The following is a 16,620-nucleotide window of genomic DNA, read 5'->3' on the forward strand; positions in this document are numbered from 1 at the left end:
TTCAAACCACCGTGCCGGATTTTACACCAGCATCCGTCTTGTTGCTCTCTTCCCCATCGGGGCTTTCCGGCCGCAGCCGGAAGACGATCAGCACAGGAGCGGCGATATAGATCGAAGAGAAGGTGCCGAGAGCGACGCCGAAGAGCATCGTAAAGGTGAAGGAGCGGATGACCTCTCCTCCGAAAAGATAGAGCGCGAGCAAGGCGAGCAGCGTCGTCGCCGCGGTCAGTATGGTGCGCGACAGCGTCTGGTTGATCGACGCATCGATCAGGATCGGCAGCGGCATCTTCTTGTATCGCTTCAGATTCTCGCGCATTCGGTCATAGACCACGACCGTGTCGTTCAGGGAATAACCGACAACGGTCAGCACGGCGGCAACGCTCGTCAGGTTGAATTCCATGCCGGTGAGGACGAAGAGACCGAGCAAGATGATGACGTCGTGCAGCGTCGCGACGATGGCGCCGACCGCGAACTGCCATTCGAAGCGGATCCAGATGTAGATCAGGATCGCCGCAAGAGCGGCCAGAACGCCGAGCGTCGCCATCATCGTCAATTCGCCGGAGATGGCGGGGCCGACGATCTCGACGCGGCGGAAGTCATAATCCTCCTGGAGCTCGCCGCGCACCAGTGTCGCCGCAGACTGCTCGGCATTCTCGCCGCCGCCCTGGGAGGCGATGCGGATCCGCACATTTGATGGCCCGCCGGCGCGCGTGACGCTGACCTCACCGAGATTGAGATCATTGAGGCGCGATTGAAGATCGGCAAGGTCGGCATTGCCCTGCTTCGCCGTCACCTCGATCAGCGAGCCGCCGGTGAAATCGATGCCGAGACGCAGGCCGGCGGTGGCAAAGGCGGCCATGGCGATCAACGAAATGATCGCCGACGCCGTAAAGACGTAACGGCGGATCCCCATGAACCGGATATTGGCGTGTTCGAAAAGATGGGTCAGAACGCTTTTCGGCAGATGCCGGGGGTGGCGCCGCCGCAGCCAGACGGCGACGATCGAGCGCGTCAGCGTGAAAGCCGTGAAGACGGTCGTGAGGATGCCGACCGCCAGCGTCACCGCGAAACCGCGGATGGATTCGCTGCCGAGGAAAAACAGGATGATCGCGGCGATGAAGATCGTCACATTCGCATCGACAATTGTTGCGAAGGCGCGCGAGAAACCGCGGCCGGCGGCCTCTGCAAAGGAATGGGCGGTTTTTTCCTCTTCACGGATACGCTCGTAGATCAGAACGTTCGAGTCGACCGCCATGCCGACGATGAGCACGATGCCGGCAATGCCGGGCAAGGTGAGCGTCGCGCCGGCAAGGCTGAGCACCGCGACGATGAGAATCAGATTGAAGACGAGCGAGACGACGGCAATAACGCCGAGGATGCGGTAGAGCGCGATCATCAGTGCCGCGACCAGCACGACGGCGACGAGGCCGGCAATGAGGCCGGAGAAGATCGAGTCGGCGCCGAATCTCGGGCTGACGCTGCGCTCCTCGACGCTCGTCAGCGTCGCCGGCAAGGCGCCGGCGCGCAGCATGATCGCCAGGTCGCGGACGCCATCCTCGGAGAAGTTTGCCGAAATTACCCCCTCGCCGCCGGTGATCGCCGCATCGATGGCCGGTGACGACATCACCTGGTCGTCGAAGACGATGGCAAGGTGCTTGCCGATATTCTGCCCCGTCACCTCAGCCAGCCGCCGCGTTCCGTCCGCATCGAGGCGGTATGCAATCGAGCTATCCTGGGTCTGCGGGTCGACGACCGGCTCGATACCGACCATGTTGCTGCCGGTGAGGAAAGCCGTGCGATCGACGAGATAAGGAACCGGCGGATCATCCAGCGAATAGAGCACCTGCGATGTCGCCGGCCAGCGGCCGTTCAGCGCCTCCTGCCCCGACATGCTTGCATCGATCAGATGAAAGGAAAGCTTGGCCGGTTGATTGAGGAGGTTTTTCAGCCGTTCCGCATCGACCGATCCCAGCACCTGCACGACGATGCGGTCGGTGCCATCGGGGCGAACGATGAAATTCGCATGGCCGAATCCAGCGATACGGCGGGCGACGATATCGAGCGATCGGGTCCGGGCGGAGGCGACGTCAGCGGTGATGCCGGCGTCGGAAATCTGCAGCGAGAGCTGCCCGTCCTCGCCCTGCTGCAGCGCGACTTCAGGTCCGGCACGTCCGCCGGGCGCCGTCAAAGGCTTCAGGAGATCGACCGCCTTTTGCGTCTCAGCCGGATCGGTGATCTGGACGGTGACGGTCTGGTCGTTGCCAGTCAGCCCGGTATAGCGGATGCCGGCGCCGCGCAGCGCGTTTCGGACATTGGCGACCGCCTCTTCCAGGCTGTCCTTGACGATATCGGAACGCTCGACCTTCAGAACAATATGCGAGCCGCCCTGCAGATCGAGACCGAGCGTTACGCGGTCCTGCCGCAGCCAGCCCGGCAGAGAAGAGCGCTGCGCCTCGCTCAGCAGATTGGGCGCAGCGATGACGATGGCCGCAAACGCGGCCAGCCAGATCAGAAGTGTTTTCCAGCGGGAAAAATGCAACATTCTCTCGACGATCTTCCGATCCGGCAGTGCTGCCGTTATCGCTTGTTACGCTGCGTCGGCCTTGACGGGTTCACCCTTGACGCGCACATCCGAAATACCGCTGCGGACGATGCGCACGCGAACACCATCAGCAATCTCGACTTCGACTTCCTTGTCGTCAATAACCTTGGTGACTTTACCGATGAGACCGCCACCCGTGACGACCTGATCGCCGCGACGGATCGCCTTCAGGGTTTCCTCACGCTTCTTGGCCTGTGCGCGCTGCGGACGGATCAGCAGGAAGTACCAGACGACCATCAGCGGCACGAACAGGATGATCATTTCGAAACCGGAGCCGCCGAAACCGGTTGCGGTATCGGTGGCACTCTGGGCGAATGCCGGGGTGATGAACATGCTAAACTCCTCAGGCTTGGCGGCGGAACTCCGCCTCATTTTTCAGGTTGCCGGACTATAATTACCGCTTCGATGAATGCAACAGAAACAGCCCGAAACAGTACCGATTCCGCTGCCTCATAACCTTTCCGCCGGCAAAACACCATGCTACCCCGCATCGAAAGATAGAGTGCATTGCCGCAGCAAGAAATCAGGAGCTTGCGATGACCGAGGAAATCAACACCGCGCTGCTTGCCGAGCTGAAGCGGCTTGCAAATGCCGTCGAGCGCCTTGCCGGACCAGCGCCTGCCGTCAACGATTGGGATGCGGCGGATTGTTTCGTCTGGGCGCCATCGCGCCTGCATCTACAGCCGGTGAACAAGCCGAACCGAGTGGCGCTGAAGCTGATCCGCGGCGTCGATCATGTGCGCGACATCCTGCATGAGAATACGGTGCGGTTCGCCGAAGGTTATGCGGCCAACAATGTGCTGCTCTGGGGTGCGCGCGGCATGGGAAAATCCTCGCTGGTCAAGGCCGTGCACGAGGATGTCAGGCGCGAAAGCGGCTCTGCGCTTAAGCTGGTCGAGGTCCATCGCGAGGATATAGCGAGCCTGCCCAACCTGCTCGATCTCCTGAAGGACACGCCGTACCGCGTCATCGTCTTTTGCGACGATCTTTCCTTCGACCACGACGACACCGCCTACAAGTCGCTGAAGGCGGCACTCGACGGCGGTGTCGAAGGGCGACCGGACAATGTGCTCTTCTACGCCACCTCGAACCGGCGCCATCTGCTGCCGCGCCACATGATGGAAAACGAGCAGTCGACGGCGATCAATCCGTCTGAGGCCGTCGAGGAGAAGGTTTCGCTATCCGACCGCTTCGGCCTCTGGCTCGGCTTCCATAAATGCAGCCAGGAAGATTATCTCGGCATGATCGACGGCTATGCCGAGCATTTCAAGCTCGGGCTCGAACGTGACAAGATGCATGCCGAGGCGCTGGAATGGGCAACGACGCGCGGCGCCCGCTCCGGCCGCGTCGCCTGGCAGTACATCCAGGATCTGGCCGGACGCATGCGCGTCCATATCGACCGGGCCTGAAGCGCGACGCGCGCTTTCAGACCCGCTCCTCGCTGCCGCAAAGCCGCGGCACACTTTTGCGCGACATGCCTTAAATGACAAAAGCCCGGCGGGTGGCCGGGCTTTTGCGCTTCCTGGGACGCTGTACCTATTCCAGGAAAGTCATCGGGTTGACCGGGGATGCGTCCTTGCGCACCTCGAAGTGGACCTGCGGCTGCTTGACATCGCCGCTCATGCCGGAGACGGCGACGGTCTGGCCACGCTGGATCTTCTGACCGCGGGCGACGCTCAGCGTATCGGCATTGCCGTAGACGGTGACGGTCCCGTCGTCGTGACGGACGAGAACCGTGTTGCCGAGTTCCTTCAGGCCGTTGCCGGCATAGATGACGACGCCGTTTTCGGCAGCCTTGATCGGCGTTCCCTGCGGCACGGAGATGTCAATGCCGTCATTGCGGTTGCCGTTGACGTTAGCGCCGTATGAAGCAATGACCTGGCCGCGAACCGGCCAGCGATACTTGCCGATGCCGGTCGATTCCGGTGCGGCGGAGCTGACGTCGGACTTCTTCTCGACATCGTCGACCGTCTGAGTGGCGACCGGCGCCTTGTAGGGTGCCGGCTCGACGGAGGCCGTCTGCTGGGCGGGCGCCGCCTGAGCCGGCTTCGGATCGGCCTTCTGCGGCTGGATCGATGCTGTCTTGATATTGTCGGCGGTGCCGTTCGGGATCTTCAGCGCCTGACCGACCCTCACCGAGCTGGCCGACAGATTGTTGGCGGCCTTGAGATCGTCGATCTTGGTGCCGGTCGCCTTGGCGATCTTTGCCAGCGAATCGCCTTGCTTGACGACATAGGTGCCGGCAGGCGCTTTCGGATCCTTGCCGGCGCCGGGCGGAAGCTTGCCGGTGGCATCGGCGCTCGCCATGGTCTTGTCGCGAGCGGAACTGGCGCCGGGAACGACGGCGACGTTCTGCTCAGGCGCCTTCACCGGTTCCGGCATCTTGCCGGGCTTGGAGAGGTCAGCCGCTTGCGACGCTGCCTTGGCAGCGTTACCGCCATTGAAGGTCGGGATCAGGATCGCCTGGCCGGGCGTGGCGGCGGAAGCTGTCTTCAGGTTATTGACGCGCAGGATTTCCTTTTCCGGAACACCGAAGCGCCTGGACAGCGTGGCAACGCTTTCACCCGGACGCAGCGTCACGGAAGGGGCATTGGTCCCGGACCAGCCGGATACCTTCGGCGTCGTGCCCGTCGTCAAAGTATCAGGCGTCAGCTTCGGCGCGGTCGGGGCCACCAATCGGTTTTTTTCCGCCTGGGGCGCTGAAGGGAACGGCTGGGCGAGCGCGACCTCCTTTTCCCGCTGCCGGGCCGGCGCGACGGCGCCCGGAGCTGCAAGCTCGGAACGCTGCACCGCAACCGGCGCGGAGGCCATACGGGCGCTCGACGTGCGGACCGGATCATAGCTCGGGTTCGACGGATAAGGCTGGTTCAGTGCGCCATTGCCACCACCATAACCCGACTGGCTTGCAACGGCGGAGCCGCCGAGATCGGCGCGCGGCACCGGATCAGCCTGAGCGCCGCCCCTGCGCGGGATGGAACTTGTGGTGATCTGATCCTGCCCTGAGGAGGAAAACAAGCCGCCAAACCGTGTCACATCGGAACTGCAGCCTGTTGCGGCACTTGCCAGCAGGCCCACAACCAGAAGATTACCGGCCGACTTCCCGAACTTCGGCGAAAGACTGAAACGCATTGACTCGACCCACTGAGAACGCAACCATTTGTGAGTCTATTAAAACGCGTTAGTATTACCACGCAGTTAAGATGCTGGAATCAGTGCGATATTTTTGAGAAGTTGATAACCATAGCTTACGGGTGAAAAATCGTAGAGCCTACAGCAGCGAGGCAAGGCGCGGAACGATCGGCAGATAAGGGGCTTCGAACAGTTCCTCGCGTTCGAAACGGCTGCCGGTTTTCGTCAGCCGGACCATGCGGCATTCGTTCTCGGAGATCATCAGCGGCGCGATCATCGAACCGCCGGAAACAAGCTGATCGGTATAAAAGCGTGGCATCGCATTGAAGGCCGCCGTCACCAGGATGCGGTCGAAGGTGCCCTCGCCCTGCATGCCGGCACTGCCGTCTGCGTGGCGGATGATGACGTTGCGCAGACTAAGCGATTCCATGCGCCGCTGCGCAGCCGATGTCAGCGTCTTGTAGCGGTCGATAGACAGAACACGCTCAGCCATGCGGCCCATGACGGCGGCGGTAAAGCCGCTGCCGGTGCCGATTTCCAGAACGCGCTGACCGGGTTTGAGCTTCAGGTGATGCAGAATGCGGACGACAAAATCGATGCCTTCAAGGAAGGAGCCGCATTCGATCGGGATCGTCCGGCTCGAATAGGCGTCATCGGAAAATTGCGGCGGCACGAAAAGCGACCGCTGCGTCTGCTCGACCGCGGTCAGCAGATCGAGATCGGAGATGCCTTCGGCACGCAATCTGAGGACGAGCGCCGCAAAGCCCTCTTTCTCGGCCAGTCTTGCCGTCAAACCTGTGCTCCGTATCCCAGGGCCCGCGCCACGCGGTCCGTCACGGAATAATCGGTCAGATCCAGTTTCAAAGGCGTTACCGAAATCTTGTTATGCTTGAGGGCGTGAATATCGGTGCCCTCGATGAAGGCGCCGGCGCGCTCGCCGAACTTCAGCCAGTAATAGGGAAAGCCCCGCCCATCGGAGCGGGCATCGACCTGCAGGTTGAAGGCGAGCTTGCCCTGCATAGTCACCTCGGCGCCGTCGACCTCGCCCGGACGGCAGTTCGGGAAGTTGAGATTGAGGAACGTGCCCTCCGGCAGATCCAGAACCATCAGCTTTTCCAGAAGAGCCGGCGCATGCGTCTCACAGACCTCCCATGGCACGATGCGCGCACCGTCTTCATAGAGATAGGCTTGGCTCAGCGCGAAGGAGCGCACGCCCTGCATCGTGCCTTCGATGGCGCCGGCGATCGTCCCGGAATAGGTTACGTCGTCCGCGACGTTCGAGCCCGAATTGACGCCTGACAGTACCAGATCGGGCTTGATGTCCATCACCTGCCGGATGCCCATGATGACGCAATCGGTCGGCGTGCCGCGCAAGGCGAAATGCTTGTCGGAAATCTTGCGCAGCCGCAATGGCTCGGACAGGCTCAGCGAATGGGCAAGGCCGCTCTGGTCGGTCTCGGGCGCCACGATCCAGACATCGTCGGACAGCGTGCGGGCGATCCGCTCCAGCGCGGCCAAGCCTTCGGCGTGAATGCCGTCGTCATTCGTAAGCAGGATGCGCATCGCCTCAGGCCGCCCGTTCGATCTTGGTCAATCCGCCCATATAAGGCAGCAAAACGTCCGGAATCGTGACCGAGCCATCCTCGTTCAAATAATTTTCAAGCACGGCGATCAGGCAGCGGCCGACCGCGGTTCCGGAGCCGTTCAGCGTGTGCACGAACCTGTTGCTCTTGTCGTCCTTGCCACGGTATCGCGCATTCATCCGCCGGGCCTGGAAATCGCCGCAGACCGAGCAGGAGGAGATTTCGCGGAAGGCATTCTGTCCCGGCAGCCAGACTTCGAGATCGTAGGTCTTGCGCGAGCCGAAGCCCATGTCGCCGGTGCAAAGCGTCATCGTGCGGAAATGCAGGCCGAGGCGCTTCAGCACTTCTTCGGCGCAGGCGGTCATCCTTTCATGTTCGGCAACAGCGCTCTCGGCATCGGTGATCGAGACGAGTTCGCATTTCCAGAACTGGTGCTGGCGCAGCATGCCACGGGTGTCGCGGCCGGCCGAGCCCGCTTCCGAGCGGAAGGACGGCGTCAATGCGGTGAAGCGCAGCGGCAGCTTTTCCTGGTCGAGGATTTCCTCGCGCACCAGGTTGGTCAGCGTCACCTCCGCCGTCGGAATGAGATAGCGGCCATCCGTCGTCTTGAAGAGATCCTCTTCGAATTTCGGCAGGCTGCCGGTGCCGAACACCGCTTCAGCCCGAACCATCAGCGGCGAGCTGACTTCGGTGTATCCGTGCTCGCGCGTGTGGAGATCGATCATGAACTGGCCGAGCGCGCGCTCGAGCCTGGCGAGCGGCCCTGTGAGAACCGTGAAGCGCGAGCCGGAGAGCTTGGCGGCGCGCTCGAAATCCATATAGCCGAGCCCCTCGCCGATTTCGAAGTGCTCCTTCGGCGTGTGGTTCCAGCGCGGCTTTTCGCCGACGGTGCGGGTGACGACATTGTCATGCTCGTCCTTGCCGACCGGAACATCGTCGAAAGGTATGTTCGGAATGCGCGAGAGCGCGTCGTTGAGCTCGGCCGTCAGCTGCCGGTCCTCTTCCTCGACCACCGGCAGCAGCGCTTTCAGCTCGGCGACCTCGGCCTTCAGCTTCTCGGCGAGTTCGGCATTCTTCTGGGACAGCGCCGCGCCGATCTCCTTGGAAGCGAGGTTGCGGCGGGACAGCAGGTCCTGCGCCTTCTGCACGGCGGAGCGGCGCTTTTCATCGAGGGCAACGAGATTTTGCGCCAGAGGCTCCGCACCGCGCTTGGCGAGGGCGGCATCGAGCGCTTCGGGATTCTCACGGATCCATTTGATATCGAGCATCGTCGTTCCAGGTCGTTGCAACAGAAGTGACCCGGCCAAAGCCTGACCGGGCTTCGACCGGATGAGACGGCGTTCGTGAAAGGATTTCCGGATTGCCGCTCAGACGCTGTCCGTCTTGGCAACGTCCGCGGATTCGGTGTCCTTTTCGACCGCCTGCCGGGCACGCTGGCGCTCCACGAGTCGCGCCGCATGGATGGAAATCTCGTAGAGAAGGATCGTCGGTATCGCAAGGCCGATCTGGGACATCGGATCCGGCGGCGTCAGCACGGCGGCGACGATGAAGGCGAGCACGATGGCGAATTTGCGCTTTTCGGCGAGCCATTGCGATGTCAGCAGGCCGACGCGGGCAAGCAGCGTGGTGATGACCGGGAGCTGGAAGACGAGGCCGAAGGAGAAGACCAGCGTCATAATCAGGCTCAGATATTCCGAGACCTTCGGCATCAGCGAGATCGCCACCTCGTCATGACCCGGCGCCTGCTGCATCGACAGGAAGAACCACATGACCATCGGCGTGAAGAAGAAGTAGACCAGTGCCGCGCCCATCAGGAACAGCACCGGCGAAGCGATCAGGAACGGCAGGAAGGCCTGGCGTTCGTTCTTGTAGAGCCCGGGTGCGACGAACTTGTAGACCTGCGCGGCAATGATCGGAAACGCCACCACGAGGCCGCCGAACATCGCCACCTTGACCTGGGTGAAGAAGAATTCCTGCGGTGCGGTGTAGATCAGCTGGGCCTTCTCGACATCGAGATGCGCCCACTGCACGGCCGTCTTGTAGGGGATGACTAGATAGTTGAAGAGATGCTTGGCAAAAAAGAAGCATGCGATGAAGGCGACGAAAAACGCGCCGATCGACCAGATCAGCCGCGTGCGCAGCTCCATCAGGTGCTCGATCAACGGCTGCGGCTTGTCTTCGATATCACCGCTCATGCCTCGTCCCTTTTCTTCATCTGCGCCGGCGTCTTCGGCGCTGCGGGCTTTCTGGCAGCAGTCGTGCGCTTCGGCTTTTCCGCAGGCACGTTTTCCACGGGCGCGGCGATGGCAAAGGCCGCCTTATCCGCAGCCTTGGCCCGCGGCTTGCGCACCACTTTCGGCTTGGCGGCTACCGTATCGGCAGTGGCGACCGCGGCAACAACGGGCTCCGGCGTCGGCGCAGGTGCCGGCACCAACGGCGGCGTTTCCGGCAGGCCCATCGACGGCGTCGGCGCGGAAACGGCAGCCGGCGGCACCTCGGTCTTGTTTTCCGGGACTGCGGTCGCCTTCTGCAGGTCGGCCTTGATCTCGTTGCCCATCTGGCGAAGCGGGTTCATCGCCTCGCGCAGGCTGTTAACCGGGTTGAGCTTCTGGGCGTCGCTGAGCGTCTGGCGGACATCATCAAGCTCGGCCTCGCGCAACGCTTCGTCGAACTGCGCACGGAATTCACCCGCCACCTTGCGGGCGCGCTGCGTCATCTTGCCGAAAGCGCGCAGCATCGGCGGCAAATCCTTGGGACCGACGACCACGATCAGGACGACCGCGATGACCAAAAGCTCGGTCCAGCCAATATCGAACATGCAAGGCTCCTGGACGGGAAGCGCGGAGGCTGCGCTTTTTCCCGCACTTGGTTACTTCGTTTCGTCGGCCTTGTGATCGACGGTCTTGGCCGTGTCGGGCGCGTCTTCGTCCGTCATGCCCTTCTTGAAGCTCTTGATGCCCTTGGCGACATCGCCCATCAGTTCCGGGATCTTGCCGCGACCGAACAACAACAGCACGATGACCAGAACAATCAGCCAGTGCCACATGCTAAAAGAACCCATTACCCTAACTCCCTGTTTCGATGTTCCCTGATGTAAGAATTTCCGACACCGTTTCCAACATCAAGCCCTTTGAACTGCGCTTAATGTCACGGTATCGCCCTTTGTGACAAGCCATTGACCGGTCGAAAAGTGATGGCCGCCATTGTTTTCGCCATGCATGGCGAAAGCAAGACGAAGTCCTTCAATCTTCGGAGGTGCCGCGCGGTGCCAGCAACCCTAATTCCTCGAGATCCATCTGGGTGATCGGATCCTCGTCCTCGGTCAGTTCGTCGTTCATCAACGGCGAGGGAATATTGAAATTCGCCGGAATGCGGCCCGACAGCAAGCCCGCACCCTTCAATTCTTCGAGACCGGGCAGGTCACGCAACTCTTCGAGTCCGAAATGGTCGAGGAAATCGCGTGTGGTGCCCAATGTCACCGGCCGGCCCGGCGTGCGCCGCCGGCCGCGGAACCGCACCCAGCCGGCTTCCATCAGCACGTCGAGCGTGCCGCGCGAGGTCTGGACGCCACGGATATCCTCGATCTCGGCGCGCGTCACCGGCTGGTGATAAGCAATGATCGCCAGCACTTCCAGTGCGGCGCGCGAGAGCTTCTTCACCTCGTTGTCATCGCGGCGGATGACGAAGGAGAGATCGGCGGCGGTGCGAAAGGCCCAGGCGCCCTCGATCTGCACGAGGTTGACGCCGCGCGGCGCATAGTGTGCCTTCAGGCGCAGCATGATGGCGCGCACATCGGTCTTCTCGGGCAGGCGCTCGGCGAGGAAGCCTTCGGAAACCGGTTGCGAGGAGGCAAAGACCAGCGCCTCGGCGATGCGCTCTGCCTCGATCTCGGCCTGCAGGTCACGGCTCCTGCCTTCGAAATCCTCGTCGCTCTTCGGATCGATCAAGCCGGCTGCTCCTGCTCCACCACCTGCAGCGTGGCGTGTTTGGGCCCGCGGCGCATGTATATCGGCTGAAAGGCGCCGTCCTGGCGGATTTCCAGCTTGCCCTCGCGCACCAGCTCCAGCGAGGCGGCAAAAGCGCTGGCGATCGCCGTGACGCGTTCCTCGGGCGTTGCGAGATAACGCAGCAGATAATGCTCCATCGCCGTCCAGTCACCGACCTCGCCGATCATCTGGGTCAGCAATTCACGCGCATCGGTCAGCGACCAGACGTTACGCCTCTCGATCGTCACCTGGGTGACGGCATTGCGCTGGCGGAGCGCCGCATAGGCGGTCAGAAGATCGTAGAGGCTTGCCGCATAGGCGGATTGCTGCCGGTCGGGAATATGCTCGGGGGCGCCGCGCACGAAGATGTCGCGGCCGAGGCGGTTGCGGTTGACGAGGCCTTCGGCGGCCTGGCGCATGGCTTCGAGGCGTTTCAACCGGAAGGCGAGCGTTGCCGCCATCTCCTCGCCCGAAGGACCGTCATCCTTGATCTGCTGGGGTATCAGCAGCCGCGACTTGAGATAGGCAAGCCAGGCCGCCATGACGAGATAATCGGCGGCAAGCTCGATGCGGATACGCCGGGCGCTTTCGACGAACTGCAGATATTGCTCGGCCAGCGCCAGCACCGAAATGCGCGACAGATCGACCTTCTGGTTGCGGGCGAGATAGAGCAACAGATCGAGCGGGCCTTCAAAGCCGGCGACATCGATCACCAGTGCCGGCTCGTGGCTGGCGCGCTCGGCGCCGTTCTCCTGCCACAACTTGTCCATCGGCGTTGCCGCCTGCGGACGCTCCGTGCCCTTGACCGTGATCACCACCCTGCTCCTCTGCGATCACACGATCGCAAACATCGCCTCGAATTCCGCCCGCAATTCCGCCTCATCGGCGGCATCCGGCGCGGCAAAACCTGCTTCCACCGCTTTAGCGCGGGCAAGCGATTGACCGGCGAGCGGCGGAACGTTTGCCACGACATCCAGCATCTCGTCCATATGGCCATTGCAATGCAGCACGATATCGCATCCGCCTGCAATAATATTCGCCGCACGTTCGCCGATCGTGCCGGAAAGAGCATTCATCGAGCTGTCGTCGGAAAGCAGCAGACCGGTAAAGCCGATCTGCTCGCGGATGACGCCGTCGATCACCTTGCGCGAGGTCGTCGCCGGATTGTCGGGGTCGATGGCGGTAAAGACGACGTGGCAGGTCATCGCCATCAGCTCGTCCTTCATCGCGATAAAGGGCGGGAAATCATGGGCCTCCAGCTCATCGCGCGAGACGGTGACGACAGGCAGTTCCAGATGTGAATCCGCAAAGCCGCGGCCGTGGCCGGGCATATGCTTCATCACCGGCAACAGGCCGCCGGCCTTCAGCCCTTCGGCAGCCGCCCGACCCATGGCGATGACGGTCTGGGGATCGCCGCCATAGGCGCGGTCGCCGATGACGCTGCTGCTGCCCTCGACCGGCACGTCGAGCACCGGCAGGCAATCGACATCGATGCCGAGGCTCGAAAGATCGAAGGCGTGCAACCGCGACATCACCCAGGCGGCGCGCAGCCCAAGCGCCGGATCGCGACGATAGAGATCGCCGAGCGCCTGGCCGGAGGGATAACGTGCGAAAACCGGCGGACGGATGCGCTGAACGCGGCCACCCTCCTGGTCGATCAGCACCGGCGCATGCCAGCCGACGCTGTCGCGCAGTTCGGCGACAAGATCGGCAATCTGCCCTGCTTCGGAGATGTTGCGCCCGAAGAGGATGAAGCCCCAGGGCCGTTCGCCCCGGTAGAAGGCTTTCTCTTCGGATGTGAGGGCAAGGCCGCTGCAGCCAAGGATCATCGCTTTTGATTCGGTCATATCAGAATCATAGACGGCGCCCGGCCAAATGCGAGCAAGCTCGGGCGCGATGCACAAAAAAGAGCGGCGGACCGATCCGGCCCGCCGCTCCCGTTATTTCGTTGAAAACCCGATACTACTTGGAGATCAGGCAGCTTCCGCCCGCCGCGCGATACTGTTCGCAGAGCGCTGCGGCCTCGTCCTTGGAACCAGCCGGAATACGGACACGGTAGAAAGTGCCCTTGCCGGCGATATCGGCCCTGCGGATTTCATGAGCGCGGCCACCAAGCACACCGGCGAATTTCTTCGACAGGTTGGCATAGGACTTGGTCGCCTCGTCCTGCGATGGCAGCGAGGCGATCTGGATGCCGTAGCCGCCGACGGAGGCAGCCTGCTGCTGCGGCTGTGCGGCGGCGGGTGCTGCAGCAGCGACCTCCGTCGTCTTCGGCTGCTGCGCGGGCTTCGGCTGCTGTGCGGGAGCGCGAACGTTGCCCTTTTCGGTCACCGTGCCGACGACGTTGACGGGCTGATCGACCGGGCGCGCGATCGGAACCGGAGCGGTATCGGTGACCGCCGTGGTCTTGACCGGGGCGGGATTTGCGGTCGGCGCATCGGCAGCAGCTGCAAGCGGCGGCTTTGCCGGCGCGGTTTCGGCAGGCGCTGCGGAGCGGGCATCGGCTGAGGCAACCTCGGCGCTCGCCGGGAAGCTTGCGGCCGTTCCGGCGACCGGCGGCACGGGTGAAGCCGATTGCGCCGACGGGGCCGTCAAGGCCGGCATCGGCTGAGCGGCCTGTGCAGACTGCGTCGCCGGCACAGATGGTGTCGCCGGGGCAGCCGGCTGGTCGACGGGTGCTGGTTCCTCGCGGGCGACCAGCGTGCCGTCAGGCTTGACGATCATCGTGCGGACCTTGCGCGGTGAAACCGATGGCGTCTTGTCGGCATCGCTGGCGGCGGCGTTGTCGGCGCTGTCCTGGTTCGGCAGCAGACGCGGATCTTCCGTCTCACCGACTGCGGTCGGCGAGACCTGATCACTGGCGTTGGCGTTCTCGTCGTCCTCAGGCAGCGATTCCGGTGTCAGCGTCCGCTGGACGACATCGACCGGCGCCTCATCGGAAGAAACCAGCGCCTTCTGCTTCGGCTCCTCGGCAGAACCGGCAACACGATCGTAGACGGCTTTGTCCTGGTTCGGCACGGTCTTGCCGCCGGGATTTTCCGGAACGACCTTGACCGGCTCCTTGTCGGCCGTGATCACGCGCGGCTCGCCGGATGCGACGATGCCAAGCCCTTCGCCGTTCCAGACGGAGGAATAGACACCATAAGCGACACCGGCGAAGACCACGAGCACGACGGCTCCGGCCAGCAGCCGGCGCATCGACCGGGCACGGCTGAAGTCGGCTGCCTGGCTTGCCGATTCGATGCGGACCTCAGAGGTCTCGCGGCGCTCGACCGGCTCGCGCACGCTGCGGCGGAAATCTTCTTCCAGCGCCCGTTCGAAATCATCGAGGCCGTCGGCGATGGTCGGCTTGACCGGCTTTGCCGCGGCGGCAGCGGTATCACGAACCGGGGCCGGCGTTTCCCGCGGCTTGGCCGGTTCAAAGAAGCTGGCAATCTCCGCGTCGAGATCGAAATCGAAATCCTGTGTTTTCGCGACCGGCGCGGGCTGCTCGACCGGCGGCAGCGCCGGCACGTGCATGTCCTCGACCGTCTCGGGACGTTCCTCCGGATCGGAGATCATCGCCGGATCAAACGGCAGGTCTTCGGTCGATTCAGCGACAGAAGACCAGTTGACGGCCGGAGCCTGAGTTGGAGCCTGGGGCTCAACGAAGGCCGGAGCAGGCCGCGCAGCGGCGGAAGCCGCCTGCTGGAAAGCGGGATTTTGCGGCTCAGGCGTAAAACCGGTGGCCGATCGGGAAGAGACGGCAGCGGCCGGCTGGTTCGCACGGACCGGCAGCTCCGGGTGCCGCTCGGGCTCAGCCGGCGTCACCTCGGACTCGGAGAAATCGAGATCGGCGAGTTCCAGCTCGATGCCGGCAAGATCCAGCTCGATGCCGGCAAGATCCAGCTCGAAATCATGGCCGGCGAAGGGGTCGTCGGCTTCCGGCACAGGCTGCGGCGCCCGCGAATAGGCCATTGCGACGGGCTGGGGTGCAATAACCTCGGCAGGCTGCGGCGCGACCGGCCTTGCGGCTTCGGCAGCATAGACCGACGCCGGCTCGACCGGAGCAGGCTGAACGGGGGCTGCGGCAAGCGGCGCTGGCGCGATCACCTGCGGCTGGGCAAATGCGGCGGCCATAGGCGCGACAGCAAGGGGAGCGGCAGCAACGGGTGCAGCCTCGATCGTTGCGGCCTGCGGCGAAACGGGCGCCGTGTTGGGGCGTTGCGGCACCGGATAACGCGAGACGTCGGCGAGCAGATCATCCAGATCGAAAGTCCCGGCAGTGTGCGGAACTTCAGGCACGACCTCGGTCAGCGCCGCATCGGCCTGGATCTCGCCTTCGACGGCAGCGGCGATGAGATCGAAACCGGCATCGGACCCGAAATCTTCGAGTTCGTCTTCGATTTCGACGAAGCCGTCGGCCTCGGCAATCTCTTCCGACGCCACTACTTCGTCATGGCGATCGTGCTCGGCGGGAAAGCCCAGCGACGGAGACGCGGATTCGAATTCCTCGGACGGCTCGACAGTGATGACCGGCGCCAATTGCTCGGCGACCGGGGCGGACGGCTCGATCGCGGGCTGCGGCTCTGCCGCGGCAAGATCGGCAGACGGCGCTTCAACCGCCGGCGCTGCGACCGCTTCAGCCACAGGCGCTTCTGCCACCGGCGCTTCTGCCACCGGCTCTGGCGGAACAACCGTTTCCTCGCGTTTGGCCGCGTGGAAATTGGCAAGCGGCAGCCTGATGCTGGCGGCCGACCATTGCGGCGCCTTGGCGGGCTGCGGCAGCGAAGAGACCGGAGCAGAGCCGATCGACAGCTCAAGCTCCTCGATCAGGTCGCGTGCGCCGCCAAAGGCCGATTGCACCGGCGCCTCGGAAGTGGGCTCGATAGAAAGCTGCTGCGGCCAGGCCGCCTCGTCGGCGGGCGCATCCCAGTTGCTTGCGGCCGGCGCAGCTTCTTCCTCAACCTCAACGGAGGCGACGGAAACCGGCTCGGCAATCTCAGCTGTCTCGGCAGCGGGAGATACATCGAGAACGGGCTCGATGTAATCTTCCGGCGTGTCGTCATCGGAGATCGGTTCGGCGGGCCGGTCGAGCTCTGCGAGCGGACGTGGCGAATCGTAACGGTCGAACTCGCGCCCCAACTCGTCCTCGAGATCGAGGGCGGGCTCGTGCCGCGCAGTCTCAGTTATCGTGTTTGCTGCAACACGCGGCTCGAAGCCGACGATACGGGCAAGTTCCGCCAACGGATCATCGTCGGCAAACAGGTCATCTTTTCCGCGCGTATCATACGCAAGTTGTTTATCAGCCATGCCTATCCCACTCGCAAACGCCAACTCT

14 protein-coding genes are annotated in these 16,620 nt (G+C 63.2%); 1 reads left to right on the top strand and 13 read right to left on the bottom strand.

Annotation, left to right across the window (positions count from 1 at the left end):
• Nucleotide 1: 1 nt before the first annotated feature.
• Both secDF and yajC read right to left on the bottom strand, forming a co-directional pair.
• The gene (secDF, locus tag FHX14_RS09670; protein ID WP_184376964.1) at nucleotides 2-2,542 is read right to left on the bottom strand and encodes a protein translocase subunit SecDF; all 2,541 of its coding nucleotides are present in this window, start codon (nucleotides 2,540-2,542) and stop codon (nucleotides 2-4) included.
• A gap of 45 nt (nucleotides 2,543-2,587) precedes the next feature.
• Nucleotides 2,588-2,935, bottom strand: coding sequence for a preprotein translocase subunit YajC (yajC, locus tag FHX14_RS09675; RefSeq protein WP_179610665.1), 348 nt, complete (start codon nucleotides 2,933-2,935; stop codon nucleotides 2,588-2,590).
• A gap of 203 nt (nucleotides 2,936-3,138) precedes the next feature.
• Between yajC and FHX14_RS09680 the strand changes: the two genes are divergently transcribed.
• Nucleotides 3,139-4,011, top strand: a complete 873-nt coding sequence (locus FHX14_RS09680; RefSeq protein WP_054183238.1) for an ATP-binding protein — start codon at nucleotides 3,139-3,141, stop codon at nucleotides 4,009-4,011.
• A 127-nt stretch (nucleotides 4,012-4,138) separates the two neighbouring features.
• Here FHX14_RS09680 and FHX14_RS09685 read toward each other — a convergent pair whose 3' ends face one another.
• The 11 genes from FHX14_RS09685 to FHX14_RS09735 form a co-directional block, all read right to left on the bottom strand.
• Nucleotides 4,139-5,731 carry a M23 family metallopeptidase gene (locus tag FHX14_RS09685; RefSeq protein ID WP_184376965.1) on the bottom strand — a complete coding sequence of 531 codons (1,593 nt, stop codon included), beginning with the start codon at nucleotides 5,729-5,731 and terminating at the stop codon, nucleotides 4,139-4,141.
• 139 nt (nucleotides 5,732-5,870) lie between these two features.
• On the bottom strand, nucleotides 5,871-6,524 hold the full coding sequence (locus FHX14_RS09690) for a protein-L-isoaspartate(D-aspartate) O-methyltransferase (protein ID WP_003578890.1): 654 nt from the start codon (nucleotides 6,522-6,524) through the stop codon (nucleotides 5,871-5,873).
• Nucleotides 6,521-7,294, bottom strand: a complete 774-nt coding sequence (gene surE / locus FHX14_RS09695; RefSeq protein WP_003586945.1) for a 5'/3'-nucleotidase SurE — start codon at nucleotides 7,292-7,294, stop codon at nucleotides 6,521-6,523. The genes FHX14_RS09690 and surE overlap by 4 nt, the downstream gene beginning before the upstream one ends.
• 4 nt (nucleotides 7,295-7,298) lie before the next feature.
• Nucleotides 7,299-8,582 (bottom strand): serine--tRNA ligase, encoded by a 1,284-nt coding sequence (gene serS / locus FHX14_RS09700; protein ID WP_184376966.1) that lies wholly within the window; start codon nucleotides 8,580-8,582, stop codon nucleotides 7,299-7,301.
• A gap of 99 nt (nucleotides 8,583-8,681) precedes the next feature.
• Nucleotides 8,682-9,509 (bottom strand): twin-arginine translocase subunit TatC, encoded by an 828-nt coding sequence (gene tatC / locus FHX14_RS09705; RefSeq protein ID WP_003586948.1) that lies wholly within the window; start codon nucleotides 9,507-9,509, stop codon nucleotides 8,682-8,684.
• A complete protein-coding gene (gene tatB, locus FHX14_RS09710) occupies nucleotides 9,506-10,132 on the bottom strand; it encodes a Sec-independent protein translocase protein TatB (RefSeq protein ID WP_003586950.1) in 627 nt (208 codons plus the stop codon). The genes tatC and tatB overlap by 4 nt, the downstream gene beginning before the upstream one ends.
• Before the next feature lie 51 nt (nucleotides 10,133-10,183).
• Nucleotides 10,184-10,375 (bottom strand): twin-arginine translocase TatA/TatE family subunit, encoded by a 192-nt coding sequence (locus tag FHX14_RS09715; protein ID WP_003538990.1) that lies wholly within the window; start codon nucleotides 10,373-10,375, stop codon nucleotides 10,184-10,186.
• A gap of 181 nt (nucleotides 10,376-10,556) precedes the next feature.
• Nucleotides 10,557-11,261 (bottom strand): SMC-Scp complex subunit ScpB, encoded by a 705-nt coding sequence (gene scpB / locus FHX14_RS09720; RefSeq protein ID WP_003586952.1) that lies wholly within the window; start codon nucleotides 11,259-11,261, stop codon nucleotides 10,557-10,559.
• Nucleotides 11,258-12,115, bottom strand: coding sequence for a ScpA family protein (locus FHX14_RS09725; RefSeq protein ID WP_003586955.1), 858 nt, complete (start codon nucleotides 12,113-12,115; stop codon nucleotides 11,258-11,260). Before FHX14_RS09725 ends, scpB begins: the two co-directional genes overlap by 4 nt.
• A gap of 18 nt (nucleotides 12,116-12,133) precedes the next feature.
• Nucleotides 12,134-13,147, bottom strand: a complete 1,014-nt coding sequence (gene nagZ / locus FHX14_RS09730) for a beta-N-acetylhexosaminidase (RefSeq protein ID WP_003586957.1) — start codon at nucleotides 13,145-13,147, stop codon at nucleotides 12,134-12,136.
• A gap of 115 nt (nucleotides 13,148-13,262) precedes the next feature.
• On the bottom strand, nucleotides 13,263-16,592 hold the full coding sequence (locus FHX14_RS09735; protein ID WP_184376967.1) for an SPOR domain-containing protein: 3,330 nt from the start codon (nucleotides 16,590-16,592) through the stop codon (nucleotides 13,263-13,265).
• Nucleotides 16,593-16,620 lie beyond the last annotated feature (28 nt).

It is taken from the genome of Rhizobium sp. BK619, from assembly GCF_014195245.1.
GTDB classification, from domain to species: domain Bacteria; phylum Pseudomonadota; class Alphaproteobacteria; order Rhizobiales; family Rhizobiaceae; genus Rhizobium; species Rhizobium acidisoli.